We start from the raw sequence: 13,287 nt of genomic DNA on the forward strand, positions 1-13,287 counted from the left end.
ACACCGGGCATCTTGGTGGTGGTCTCAATGACCCTGCCGAGTAGTTCTTCGGGTTTGGGTGTGTCGAAACCATTGTGACCAAACAAAATACGTTGATGTTTGCGGGCGTCTTCGTTGGTGGCCATGCCGGTCGCCCTGGTCCACAGGTTGGTTCACGTCTTACCGTTCGTGCCTACGTACGCATTCACACGCAGCGGCGGCTTCGGAGCGCGCTGTTGCACGCCCTGCTCCAGGTGCTCATTCAAGGTCGCCTGCGTCCAACGCAGTTCACCGGTTATAGAGAACCCGGTCGCGTTGACGCCCGCACGAACCACAATGTCGCCGTCCAAGTGGATGCGCCCGGAGAAGTCCTGGATTTGCGTCATCGGACCGGGGCTCGATTCCCTCCGTCTCCGCCATTAAGGATTATCAAAGCCCTGAACAGTAAGAATGCTAACGCTGGTGGGGCTTTCCATGTTTACTGCCTCTTGGGACATTCGGTGGGGGCCATGGGGTGAGGCCGCTAGCAGCGAGGAGCATGCGGAGTCGGTAGTTGTCGCTGTTGCAGAACCCGCGGGCCATGCCGCGATGCAGCTCGATGATCGCGTTCGCTGAAAGCATCTTTCACTGACGTGTCGGGCCTCACAACAGGATCGAACGCTCGAACAAGCGCAGATTCGGCTCAACAGTAGCGGTCTGCTGCTAGAAAGTGCGCTTGACAGGTTTGCTGTCCAGGTCTTGTCTAACTTCCGACTTGAACATGTGGACATAGTCCAAAAGTAGATGGTCCTGGCCGAGCTCACCATGCAACACAAGCGCACGCGATCTCCGCGGTTAGATTGTTTTACGACTTGAATGTGCCGTGTATCGCCCGTGGCTTGCCGTGCCGTGCGGAATCTTTCTTAGGGGTACTGTTGGATTGAGCAGAGTAGAACTTAACGCTGCTGCAATGGCAGCAGACTCTTTCGGTAAATACATGCTCAAAGGACGGCTATGAGGGTTAGCATCACCACATTCAGATTCTACTTTGTGTAGAATAGCTGTCTTGTAGTTCGCCTGCGAATGTGTGGAGTGCTTTCATTGTTTCGATTGAATAAGAGACGATCTGGCTCTTTAGCACTCCGTTACTGTCGCGTGGCACATGTGCGCGGGTAAGAACCCAAATGGCACTGTTCTGGATGCCGGTCTTATTGCCGACGATGTGCCCAGCGACAGTGTTTCGTATCAGGCGAAGCGTCTCGTTGAACTTCTTGTCTGCTTTCATTGAGGCCATGTTCTGCTTGAAGTTGCTAACTGCTTCGTTGAACTTCTCAACGTCGACTAGGTGGGCACCTGAATCATGAGCCGACTTTCGGAGCGCCTTGTTGACGGTGCTGATCATCTTTCCTGTCGATTCGTCGGACTCTTCAAGCATCAGAGCGAGGAACTTCTCGGCAGTTAACCGATTTTGTGGGTTGGAAAGCAAAGCGCGAAGCAGGACTCTCATGTCGAAGTCGACGGTGAGGACAAAGAACTGAAGTTGTGTGAAAGCTCGATATATCTCGGAGTCACGTTCAAGGCCCAACTGAACGTTTTGAGCAGCCCGCTCTAACGTGCGCTCCTGCTCAGGCAATATCACATCAAAATGGCTAACGATGTCCTGAGCGTACTGGTCAGTGTCGCCGGTCAAAGGTGGGTTCCCTCCTTGTGTAATTCGTATGCTTTGTGGTGTTTCCCGGGACCCTAGATGACAGGGTCACGTTCCCAGTTCGGACTTCTAGGGAAGGTATCGTCGGACCGCCAGCCGTCCATATGTGTCCAAGGTGGGGCTTTGGGCTGGCTGGGGAAATCCCATCGCCACACGTCTGGGTGTCGTCTCGTAACACTAGCGGTGGGCCGGGCTGCATAGCCAAGGGTTTGCCCTGAGGGTAGCGTGTAATGCCACCAGCAGCCAATATCGTCTTGGCTGACTGTGAAAGCGCCTGGATCGAGGCTGTACTTCATCGCCATATCGTTCAGTGTTCGGTGGGCGTTGAAAGGGTTTGACCCAATGAGGACAGCATTGAGATACGCGCTATCGAAGTCATACGCGGCGTTAAGTAGTTCAGGCACCTGTCGGTCGTCAACTAGTCGACCTGACTCATCAAGTGCTTGGGAACCTGCAACAGACTCTTCGTGGAGGCGACGCAACCTAGCGCCTGCATCGTCAGCGACGCGTGGGAAGTACTCAGCTAGAGCAGCGACGAGCACGATCGTCTTAGTCGAGTTCACTCGAGTCGCATAACCAAGGTCTCGACCATGCAGGACACCGTGCCGTGAGACAAGTCCGAAACTTCCAGATTCTTTAACGTTTTCAGAGAATAAACGGCGAACAACCGGCAGATTCATTTCCATTCCCGCCAGTGTCTCGTCATCAAGGAAAGGGTCAGGGTTGGCCTTGGAGAAGAAAGACTGCCCCGTAAGATCGAGGCTCAAACCGTCAATCTGCGCAAGAATAATTGGTATTGACGCTTCGTAGGCGCCTGCAAGATGATGCTGAATAGCTTTGTCGATCAACGAAACCCTATCCCATAGCGTCTGCTTGAATGGATAGTGAGAGTTTGACCAGCGACGAATCGGTGTTGCAGCGTGCTGTAAGAGAAACAGATTGTCGCTATTCCATACGTCAGCGATAGCCTGATCCAGTTCTTCAGCACTTGCGCCTTTCGCTGCTCGGTGAAGCACGCGGATGGTTCCTTCTTGATGCCAATTACCGCACATCGCCCACCCTAGCGGAGCGAAGAGACTCACCGCCTCGGCAAACTGAGTGACACTGGGATGCGAGTTAATGCCAATACGACGAGCCACCTCTGCGGCCTGTACAGCGTGAAACATGCGTATATCTTACGTGTCCACCGCCTTGTTTCCGAGGTGCTGCGCTATGTGCTCGTCTTCGGGCGACCAAGTGTTGGTGGCGTATACGTTGAAGCCCACCGTATGACGTCCTCACGTAGCCACACCGGTCCGTTGTTGAGCTCTCCGACGGGTGGGGGGAAACGCTCAGGAGTGCGTGTGCGTGCAACGCGCAGAGAAGCACGAGTTAACCCCGCCGCGGTGGCGAGATGGCTTTGATCGTAAAGCCCTCCCACGCCTTCGGGTAGTTCCGATTCCTTCACGCGTTCCTCCCGCCGCCTTGGTGCGCATATCAAACATGTTAACACCGTGCTAGCAATTAATGAATGAAACTACTAACATGGTGTTAGTAGTTTTTCCGCGCATATTCATTAAGTGGAGGTGGTCGGTGTATGGGTGAGACCAGTGCTCGACGTATCAGGGCTGGTGCAACCCTTGCGACCGTTGCCGTGGCTATTGCTGCCGCCGTGCTCTCGTGGAGCGGATTGACCCACCTCGCAGTTTCGGTCAGTGTCAGCTCGCGTATCGCCTGGTTGTTTCCAGTGGCTGTCGACGGCGCAATGCTCGCCGGGTCACTCACGGCGCTGCAGGCCGCGCTGCGAGGGCACAGGGTTGTCTTCCCGTGGCTTGTCGTGGTGTTTGGCGCGGCTCTCTCGGTGTATGGCAATATTCGCTCAGTCCCCGAAGGCGGTGTCGACTCAGCAATTGTCCACGGTGCTGCACCATTGCTGTTGCTCGCGTCGCTAGAACTCCTTTTTGGGCTTATCAGGAAAAAGAACTTCGAAACTAAGCAGGTAGGCGTCGTAGGGCAGGCAGCGGTGGCTGGTGTGCAGGTGCCTAAGGCGGAGAGCGTCCTAAAAGGTAGCGTGGATTCCACGCCCAAAGTGTCTGTACCGGATACGTCCGCGACAGTTGAGACGGCTAGGCCGGCATCAGCAGGAAAAGCTAAAAGTGCCGATATCGCGAAGCCCAAAACCACGGACACTGACCAAGAGCGGGAGGTTTTGAAGGCCCGTGTAATTGAACTGCGCAGCCAGGAGTCCCCGCTCTCATACGGAAAGATCAGTGAAGAACTCCAAATCCCGCTGAGCACTGTGAAGCGGTGGGCACGCCAAGCAGCGTGAAGTTGCGTTTCTGTAGTTCACTGCTGTCCGGTCTGGTGTCGTGATCGTTATGTTTCCGTAGACGGCAAACGGCTCCCCGGATAGTTGGTTTCTGATTTCTCAGTCCAATTTCCAGGGAGCCGCTCATGACCGGTTCGAGATGCTCTCATCGACCAGAGTGTCCTGATCGACAGTAAGTCGACTACAGGGATTCTGCTTCGTCGTAGAGGGCTAGGTTTTCTTGAATCATTGACCACCAAGTTGGTGCATCTTTGACATCCATACCAGTGACCTTGTGTCTCTTGAGTGCCGTAAGCAACTCGATAGAAACATCAACGCTGCTCGTTGCTTTCCGCAGCGGGAAAGGCCGTAAATGAGCGTTCTGGTCGGTTGTCGTTGCGATGAACAGGTTGTGGCCGGTGACCGGCGGCTGTCCTTTCGACCTGCGAATCTCAAGCGGACGGTGCTCATACCCGTAGTCCTGGAATCCGCCTAAGATCTCTAGGAACTTGTCCGAGACAATGAGGTAAGCACCTAGAGTCGTCCATAGAAGGTCATCGTAGGAACCGGACTGCTCGACTTCAAACCACAGCGGAAAGTCGAGCGTGGCAAGTCCGTTAGCGTCGATGACCTCTACAAGGTCACGGCCATCGGGCAGTTCATGAACGGCGTCGCCTTGACCCTGCCATGCGATGTTCAGCCATGCTTGCCGAGATGAGCCCTTCGCTGTCACGACCCATCGGCCGGTGTAATCCATGTCAACACTCACAGTGTTCCTCTCCGTTAGCAGAACGGCGGGTACATCCTTAGGACGGCCGTTCGTTTATTGAGAATCATAGACTTGCTTGGATTCTTGAAGGATAAGAAGAACGCGTCCCACTGGTTGTTGATTGCTTTCGACTTTGAACGGTGGTCGTGTTTCTCCCACCACACAAGGTACTTGGGGTGGTCAATCGAATCATTGCCCTTGAAACCAGCTTTTTCGTAGTTCTTCCGGTGTTTCTTCACGAGAGTGTGGTGGGCGTCGCATCGTGTGCCCGGGTCGCGCTTCGTGTAGATCTTGAGGTTGTTGCGGTAGTTGTTCTGAGTTATCGAGAGCAAGCTATTCCTAACAACGGCTGAGATGCCTTTACGGGCGAGATTTGCTACCGCTGCGCGCCCAGCTGCACTGACCGAAGCTGCGACGACACGTTGAACGATGATGCGTCCGCCGGTGAGTAGCAACGGTACTAGAAATGGCGGGTCAGCAATGATTGGATACTCAAACTGGGCTGATAGATGGTCCACATACTGGTAGAGGGTTCCGTCTTCAAACTCGTACCAAGTCGGGACTTCTTGACCATCTGCATCGATTGCCCATGGAGCACCGATGTAAGTGATGAGCTCGTCGTTCTCTGATAAGACTGCAATGCCTTCGTTATCGTCGGACTCGACGTGAGCCCCTTCGGGTAGATCAAGGGGGAAAGTAAACAGCGGGTCCGTTTCGCGTGAATCGATCGTGATGATGGTACGGAACCCTGCGGCAACTCCATCCAACTCAGTCGCGTCGAACTCTTGGACGATGAGCGAGGCTCCTTCATTCTTCGCTGGCGCAACAAGATCACCATGCTCAGTGACAACAGCGTCCGCATCTTGGTTGACGGGCAGGGATACGTGAACCTCACCGAACTCAGTGGCGAGTTCGACAGAATCCTTGCCTAACTCTTCGGGTACCAAAACCCCGCTTTCGGATGATTGACCCAGCGTGATCGCTGTCGTGTGTTCGTCTGTGGCGAGGGTTTCGGAGGTCTCAAGGGCGATCGTGAGATCGTCCTGTGTCTCGGTTGACGCTGCAGCGGGTGTACCTAAGGCGAAGGTTCCTAAAAGGACGCCTGAAAGTGTCCAAGCGATTACTCGCTGGCCCTTCGCGAATTCAAATTTGGAGTGCGTTTTGACAGTCACACTCTCTCCTTCCTCGTGTTTCCCCTGCTTAATGAGGGTGCGGAATTATGTTACGTATGGAAGTAAGTGCTTTCATCGCGACATGCGCAACTGGAAGGAAAGATTGGATTAATTCGACCCTAGGGATGACTGCAGCGCTGCTTATGGTTCAGAAAATGACGATTAGTACAGTTTCGGGTCTCGATAACTCATACCTGAGTATGATCAAGCCAATCTCTCAGAATTTGGGATTAGACCTAGGCGCAGATCGACAAAGCGCAGGCTTCAGGGTCTTGCAAGTGCGACAGACATTCACTACGGGCAAGCGTTCTAACGTTTGCGGGAGGCCGCTGATTCGATAACTTGAAAAATCCCGCCGCCGCGCCATGTATCGATACGCTCACTGCCCCTAGAGGCCTGCTTGAGCACGTCAATGACGCTGCTGGCTTCCACATCGAAGGCCCCTGAACCAGCGAGGTCACGCACCCATTGGGCGGCGAGTCGGGCGTCACGAGGCGTGAATGCGGGAGGCAGCTTTACCGTCGTGTCCGCGGGGCGTGTTGAGATACCGCCACGGTCACTGCCGTCAACGACCTGGTCCATGCGCGGGATGATGTAGTCACGCACCGTGTCCGCGTTGGACTCAACCGTCATCCAGTTTCGACCCAACTTATGCGCGGCGGCTGCCGTGGTCCCCGACCCACCGAACGGGTCAATGACCAGGTCGCCTGGCTTGGTGGCGGTCTCAATGATCCTGCCGAGCAGTTCCTCCGGCTTTGGGGTGTCGAACCCGTGATGGCCGAACAGGGTGCGCTGGTGTTCGCGGGCATCCTCGTTGGTTGCCATGCCGGTCGCTCTAGTCCACAGGTTCGTCCAAGTCTTACCGTCGGAAGGGACATATGCGTTGACACGCAGCGGTAACTTTGGTGCGCGCAGTTGTACACCGCCAGCTAGGTGCTCGTTCAAGGTCGCCTGTGTCCAGCGCAGTTCGCCAGTAAGTGAGAACCCGGTCGCGTTGACGCCCGCACAAACCACGATGTCGTCGTCCAGGTGGATGTGCACGGACGGTGTGGACTGATCACCGGCAGGGATGGTCCGGTCGGTACCTGGTAGCTGTACTGAACCAGGCGGGAATGTAAGGGTTCGCACGGGGTTCTTTCCCTGTGCCAGTGGGACTCGCGACGTGGTCGCAGAGCCTGGCATCGTGAACTTCGGTAGTTGGGTGTGATCCTTGGCGTACACGAGGATGTGGTCGACCACTGCGGCAACATGCCCGTGCAGGTAGGACGGCTTCTTCTTACGTTCCCACACGACGTTGGCGACGAACTGGTCAGCCCCGAAGACCCCATCCAACAGGGTGCGCGCTGTGTGGTGCTCGTTGTCGTCCAGGTGCACCCAAACACTGCCAGTGTTCGCCAGCGCATCATGCCCGTCCAGTCAGCGGCCTGCATTCGATCCTGATATTGGGTGAACGTGCGCCCAGTGTTGTACGGCGGGTCCAGGTAGGCCAGCTGTGCCGTGCCTGGGGCGACATGTTCGGCAATGCTGATGGCTGCGTCACCGTGGATGATGAGTCCGTGTGGTGTGGGAGTAGACACGATGCCTATCTTTTGTGTGGTGTCGTAGTAGTTCATGGCTGGGGGATTTTCATGCATGGAAAATACATGGAAAATTCCGCGACTGAAAGGCATCCGAAAGTCGCGATCTGCAACTGAAGTGGAGTATGTGCGCACGTTAGAGCACTCGTCCGGTTCGATTGGCACCAACTTGCATCAGTACTTTCGATTCCCCGCGCCTCCACTTATCGCGTGAACGTGCTCCTTGTGGAGTTGTGTTTACGCAGATAGAAGCATCTTGTGTAGTTTTCAAAGGTCCCATCCGCGTGGATGTGGGCCGGAGGAGTCAGGGGATATCCTTGGCTCTCCTCGACGAAAGGGATCCCGATACGGGGTCCCTTTCGTCGTATCTGCTTGCTCACGCTTCACAGGCGTTCCTCGCTCCGAGGAAGTTGATTAGTAGTAGAGGCCGTGGCGGTAATCCCAACTGGGAAACTGTTCGGCGAGGTTAACCATGATGCGGTCCACGGACAATCCGGCGCGGATGAGGGTCGGTGCCGGTGAGATGAGGCGTTCGCCGTGTTGCTCTGGGACCAGTTCGCCCCTGTCGTCCACGAAGGAGACCATCACCCCTTGTTCGTATCTGGTGTCTGCCGTGGAGTCAGGCTGGATCGAACGGACATAGTCGTCACCCTCGATGATGAGGTCAGCCTGAGACTCTATCGCGGTGCCGATACCGGCCACGAGGCCCCGGTTTCCCTTCCCGGATGGGTTGGCGGAACTGGCGAACACGACAGTGCGGTCTTTCTCCCAGAGCTCCTGCACGATCTGTTCACTTGGAATGCCAAAGCGCAGAACGAAGCAACTCGTTCCGCGGGCGTCCATAACGAGTTCATCCGCGCCATTTTTGGGAATGTAAGCTCGTCCGCTATCTTTCCAGGGCAGGATACAGCCCATGAGAATGTCTTGTTCGCAGTGGGTGCGGTAAAACTCCAGTGCCTCGTCGGTGAGCTCAGCCAACTCGGTGAGTTGTTCAAGGGAACCACAAAGAACGACACCCGGTTTGTTGCGGTTGCGGTTTTTCACAGCGAACTTACGTTCGAGACTTTTCTTATCGCTGGTCAGGATGATGTATCCGACCTTGGTGGGGCTGACAACGATGTTGCCTCCGGCCCGTAGGAGTTCCACCGCCTCAGTTACCAGGTGCCCGTCCCAATGGATGCGCTCGGTTGTCATGATGGACCCTTCTGTGTTGGTGTGTGCTCGGCGAGGGTAGCTATATACGTAGCCGAGCCAGGCGGATTCTTGGGCGCGAGAAGGGGGAAATGTGCACCTATACGTGAGTAAGGAGAACTGTCTCGATTACATTGCCTGACTGTCCTCATGTCAAGACAACTGTCCTAATATTGAGACGATAGGTCTTTCATCAGGGTTTATGTCTCTGTAATATGGCAGGAAAGTTAGGAAATTGACGGAGGTCTCCGAAGGTTCACGCGTTTGGCGGGTCCTGTAAAGAACGTGAATCTACCTTGACATTCAGATTATTTTACGGTTCAGCACCGGCTGAGGTATACCTAACTTTGGTGTGGAAAATGACGTTGTAGTATCGCAGTACTGATGTGCTGAAATATTAAGCAATGCCAAGACGTTATGTCTCCACGTCACCCGCCGATTGTTCCCGATGCGCCCTGTCGCAGAATCGCTAGTTCATGTCGCTCACTCTCCCTCTCTCCGATGCAAGCCGGCTTGCAGGCACGGGCAAGGCCCACGCCAAAGCGATACTTGTCGGAGAACACGCTGTGGTCTATGGCGCTCCGGCACTCGCGATCCCATTGCCGGGACTCTCGGTCACCGCAACGCTGACACAAGCGTCCACACCAACCATCGCGAGTTCGCTCTATCAGGGTCCACTCGAGAACGCACCGACAAACCTTGCCCCGCTGCTTGCTGCAATTGAGGCTGTCACCACGCGTCTCGGGCTGCCTGCCCTCAACACGTCGATTGAGAGCAGGATTCCCGACGCGCGCGGGCTTGGAAGTAGCGCGGCACTCGCGGCGGCGGTGGTATCCGCTGCGACCGACTTCGCAGGTGTCGCACTCGACGCGGACGAACAGCATGAACTTATACAGCAGGCAGAACGTGCTGCACATGGCACGCCGAGCGGGATCGATGCTCGAGCGGTAGTCGCCGACACCGCAATCCGTTTTAGCACGACCGAACCGACGAGCGCCGTTGTAGCTGCGCAGCCGATTGCATTCGTCGTCGCGGACAGCGGTGTCCGACGTTCCAGCACCGACGCGGTGAGTCGAGTTCGCGCGCTGCGCGAGACACAGCGGCGTACCGTGGATCAGATTATCGACGAGATCTCAGTTCTCGCGGAACTGGCAGTCCCAGCTCTTGCGGCTGGGCAGGCCGATAAGATGGGCGAGTCTTTGCGGCACACGCACGAGTTACTCGGGCGGCTCGAGGTCTCGACGCCGCGCTTGGATGCTCTCGTAGAGGCCGCACACCGGGGTGGCTCGCCGGGCGCCAAACTCACGGGCGGTGGCTGCGGTGGCTGTATAGTCGCGGTGGCGCCACACCCTGACGCTACCGAGAGCCTCGTGGAAAGCCTGCGGGTGGCAGGAGCCGAGCACGTATGGACCACGGTTCTTGGCTCACCTCGTTACGCAACTCCACACACTTTAGGATCCAGTTCATGACGATTGCCACCGCTCATGCGCGCCCGAATATTGCACTCATTAAGTATTGGGGCAAGCGTGATGAGGTTCTTATGCTGCCGCAAACCGGTAGCCTCTCGATGACCCTCGATATTCTGCCTACGACAACAACGGTTGAGTTGACTCCTGCTCACGAGGTGGACACATTCATCCTGGGTGGAACTACAGCGTCCCAGGTAGAAACCGAACGTGTCACACGATTCCTTGATCTTGTGCGAGAACTGGCTGGAAGCACAACCCGCGCCACTGTGCGCTCACGTAATGAGGCCCCGACAGCGGCGGGCATGGCCTCGTCGGCTGCCGGTTTTGCCGCGCTCGCAGCAGCGGCATCGGCTGCGTACGGGCTGGAACTTGATTCTCGTGCACTCAGCCGTCTCGCGCGCCGGGGTTCTGGTTCGGCGGCCCGCTCGGTAATTGACGGTTTCGCCGTATGGCATGCGGGCGTTGATGACGAGACCTCGTTTGCTGAGGCCGTTGAAGCGCCACCTATGCGGCTTGTCTCGGTGGCAGTCAATGCACCCCGCAAGAAGGTATCGAGCCGTGACGCGATGCGCCACACTGCTTTGACGTCCCCTTTCCACAGCGCGTGGGTGGACTCCACTGCGCGCGATCTTGAGGAGATGCAGGCTGCTTGCCGCGCACAGGACTTCACCCGTATCGGCGAACTCACAGAGAGCAATGCTTTGCGAATGCACGCTGTGACGCAGTCGGCGCAACCTGCGATTCGGTACTTGCTCCCTGAGAGCATCGCAGTGTTCAACGCTGTGCAGGAACTTCGTGACGGCGGCTTGGAGGCCTACGCAACAGCAGATGCAGGCCCTCACGTATTCGTGCTTTCCCAGCCGGAGGATGCCTCTGCTGTGTCGGACGCGCTCGCATCGCTCGGTGAAGTGCGTATCGCAGGACCAGGGCTTGGGGTACGGATAGAGGGACAGGGCACGAGCACACAGGAGAGCGGCCGTTGATCACAACACGCGCCCCAGGCAAGCTGTTCATCGCTGGAGAATATGCGGTTGTCGACCCAGGCCAACCGGCCGTGCTGATAGCCGTGGACCGCTACATCACCGTGCAGGTCACGGAGAGTTCCGGAGCTGGACACGTCTACTCACGTGAATATGGTGGACTCCCGCTGGTGTGGACCCGTCATCAAGACAGCGTCGGTATCATGCTCGAACACAACCCATACGATTACGTGGTCGCAGCGATCTCCATTGTGGAACGACTCCGTGCCCAGCGTGGACTTACCCCTCGGTACTTTGATCTATTGATCGAAAGCGAACTGGACGATGCGGACGGGCGCAAGTTCGGGCTTGGCTCCTCTGCCGCGGTTGTGGTGGCAACGGTTGCCGCGCTCGATGAGTTCTACGGTCTGGAACTGACTCGGGTTGAGCGGTTCAAGCTTGCCTTGCTCGCAACCGTGCAGGTCGCTCCGTCCGCATCCGGCGGCGACATCGCGGCAAGCACCTTCGGTGGATGGATTCGCTATACCGCACCGAACAGGGCGTCGCTGTTGAGGTATCTTGACCAGCACGGGGTGGCAGCCACACTGGAATCCGACGTGTGGAGTCCATGCAGTGTTACGCGCCTGCCAGCCCCATCCACCCTCCGCCTGCTGGTGGGGTGGACGGGGTCACCTGCCTCCACCGAACGCCTAGTGGATGGGGTGCGGCCTCACGATGATACCGAGGGCAGGCATTACGGCGCCTTCCTTGAGGAAAGCCGGTCCTGTGTGGACGATTTGGTGGCGGCATTTACTGAGGATGAGGAACAGCGTGCGCTTGAGGTCGTTCGTCGAGCACGCCGTATGCTCCGCAGGCTGGGCTCCTCATCAGGCACACAGATCGAAACCAAGAAACTGCGTATTTTATGCGATTCCGCGGAGGAAAACGGGGCCGCTGCGAAACCATCTGGGGCTGGCGGCGGTGACTGCGGCATCGTTCTCGCTGGGACGGAAGTCTCTTCGGACGCGCTTCTACGCACTTGGGAACACCATGACATCCGCCTGCTTCGCGTGAATGTTCATCCGGCCGAGGGAGGCATCTTTGACATCTGATCCGCACACCAACGACCGGGTCGCCCAAAGTGTGGCTCGTAAAGACGACCACATTCGACTTGCGCTGGAACAACGCCGTGGGCCAGCGTCGAGCAATGATTTCGACTACGTGGAGCCGGTGCACCACGCACTCGACGGCATCGACATCGATGAGGTGACGCTCGATGTCGACGTTGATGGCTGGGTTTGGCCCGCACCGATCTACATCAACGGAATGACGGGTGGCACCGACAATGCGGAGCGCGCCAATCGCGCACTCGCCATCGCCGCCCGAGAGAACGGGATGCCCATAGCGTCCGGTTCGCTGTCGATTGCCCTGGATGCCCCGGAAACAGCCCCGAGCTTCCGGGTCATTCGGGAGGAAAACCCGAATGGTCTGGTCTTTGCCAATCTGGGTGCCGGACGTTCGCCCGATGACGCCGCGCGTGCCATTGACCTGCTTGAAGCAAACGCCCTGCAACTTCACCTGAACGCAGTACAGGAAACCATCATGCGTGAGGGATCCCGGGGATTCTCTACTTGGCTCCGCGACGTCGAGCGCATCGTTGAAGCAGCTGAAGTACCAGTGATCATCAAAGAGGTGGGCTTTGGCCTCAGCGGTCGGGTACTGCGACAACTGCGAGATCTCGGCGTGCGCATAGCTGATGTGAGTGGTGCAGGTGGTACGAGTTTTGCGCGTATCGAGGATGAACGCAGCGGTGGGGGATACGCCTACATGCACCATTACGGACAGTCCGCAGTGAACTGTCTGCTCGACGCCCCGGCTGATTTCCCAGCGGTACTCGCCTCAGGAGGGGTGCGTTCACCGCTCGATGTGATTCGTGCGCTCGCGCTCGGCGCTCGTGCGGTTGGCGTGGCCGGACCCTTCCTCGTCGCCGCTATGGACGGCGATGAAGAAACCGCAGTCAACGAGACACAGCGCTGGCTCACTCAGACGCGACAACTGCTTGCGCTGCTTGGCGCGCACACTCCCGCCGCAGCAACCGGAATTGACGTGCTGTTGCGTGGACGTGTCCGTGAATTCAGTGAACTTCGTGGCATAGACCCTGCGGCCTTTGCCCGCCGAACCTACAACTAGGCGGGTC

12 protein-coding genes are annotated in these 13,287 nt (G+C 57.0%); 5 read left to right on the plus strand and 7 right to left on the minus strand.

What is annotated here, in order from left to right:
* Window positions 1–152: 152 nt before the first annotated feature.
* From ACFSYH_RS10520 to ACFSYH_RS10530, 3 genes are all read right to left on the minus strand, one after another.
* Window positions 153–365, minus strand: a complete 213-nt coding sequence (locus tag ACFSYH_RS10520; protein ID WP_377466918.1) for a hypothetical protein — start codon at window positions 363–365, stop codon at window positions 153–155.
* A 629-nt stretch (window positions 366–994) separates the two neighbouring features.
* Entirely contained in the window at window positions 995–1,648 is a 654-nt protein-coding gene (locus tag ACFSYH_RS10525; protein ID WP_377466919.1) for a hypothetical protein, read from the minus strand.
* A gap of 53 nt (window positions 1,649–1,701) precedes the next feature.
* A complete protein-coding gene (locus ACFSYH_RS10530; RefSeq protein ID WP_377466920.1) occupies window positions 1,702–2,832 on the minus strand; it encodes a hypothetical protein in 1,131 nt (376 codons plus the stop codon).
* A gap of 410 nt (window positions 2,833–3,242) precedes the next feature.
* Here ACFSYH_RS10530 and ACFSYH_RS10535 point away from each other — a divergent pair, with 410 nt between their 5' ends.
* Window positions 3,243–3,974, plus strand: coding sequence for a DUF2637 domain-containing protein (locus tag ACFSYH_RS10535; protein WP_377466921.1), 732 nt, complete (start codon window positions 3,243–3,245; stop codon window positions 3,972–3,974).
* A gap of 181 nt (window positions 3,975–4,155) precedes the next feature.
* Here the strand turns inward: ACFSYH_RS10535 and ACFSYH_RS10540 are convergent, their stop codons facing one another.
* The 4 genes from ACFSYH_RS10540 to ACFSYH_RS10555 form a co-directional block, all read right to left on the minus strand.
* On the minus strand, window positions 4,156–4,722 hold the full coding sequence (locus ACFSYH_RS10540; protein WP_377466922.1) for a hypothetical protein: 567 nt from the start codon (window positions 4,720–4,722) through the stop codon (window positions 4,156–4,158).
* 14 nt (window positions 4,723–4,736) lie between these two features.
* Entirely contained in the window at window positions 4,737–5,894 is a 1,158-nt protein-coding gene (locus ACFSYH_RS10545; protein WP_377466923.1) for a hypothetical protein, read from the minus strand.
* Window positions 5,895–6,203: 309 nt separating this feature from the next.
* Complete coding sequence (locus ACFSYH_RS10550; protein ID WP_377467185.1) at window positions 6,204–7,310, minus strand: DNA methyltransferase; 1,107 nt, start codon at window positions 7,308–7,310, stop codon at window positions 6,204–6,206.
* A gap of 575 nt (window positions 7,311–7,885) precedes the next feature.
* Window positions 7,886–8,665, minus strand: a complete 780-nt coding sequence (locus ACFSYH_RS10555; RefSeq protein ID WP_377466924.1) for an L-threonylcarbamoyladenylate synthase — start codon at window positions 8,663–8,665, stop codon at window positions 7,886–7,888.
* A gap of 473 nt (window positions 8,666–9,138) precedes the next feature.
* Here ACFSYH_RS10555 and mvk point away from each other — a divergent pair, with 473 nt between their 5' ends.
* From mvk to fni, 4 genes are read left to right on the plus strand one after another with little or no spacing between them, the layout of a single operon-like run.
* On the plus strand, window positions 9,139–10,131 hold the full coding sequence (gene mvk, locus ACFSYH_RS10560; protein WP_377466925.1) for a mevalonate kinase: 993 nt from the start codon (window positions 9,139–9,141) through the stop codon (window positions 10,129–10,131).
* Window positions 10,128–11,114: a diphosphomevalonate decarboxylase gene (gene mvaD / locus ACFSYH_RS10565; protein ID WP_377466926.1), complete on the plus strand. Its 987-nt coding sequence runs from the start codon at window positions 10,128–10,130 to the stop codon at window positions 11,112–11,114. The genes mvk and mvaD overlap by 4 nt, the downstream gene beginning before the upstream one ends.
* A complete protein-coding gene (locus tag ACFSYH_RS10570; RefSeq protein WP_377466927.1) occupies window positions 11,111–12,202 on the plus strand; it encodes a phosphomevalonate kinase in 1,092 nt (363 codons plus the stop codon). The genes mvaD and ACFSYH_RS10570 overlap by 4 nt, the downstream gene beginning before the upstream one ends.
* A complete protein-coding gene (gene fni, locus ACFSYH_RS10575; protein WP_377466928.1) occupies window positions 12,192–13,280 on the plus strand; it encodes a type 2 isopentenyl-diphosphate Delta-isomerase in 1,089 nt (362 codons plus the stop codon). The genes ACFSYH_RS10570 and fni overlap by 11 nt, the downstream gene beginning before the upstream one ends.
* The last annotated feature ends 7 nt before the right edge of the window (window positions 13,281–13,287 follow it).

The sequence above is a fragment of the Populibacterium corticicola genome (assembly GCF_042683685.1).
In the GTDB taxonomy this organism is placed as follows: Bacteria; Actinomycetota; Actinomycetes; order Actinomycetales; family Cellulomonadaceae; genus Timonella; species Timonella corticicola.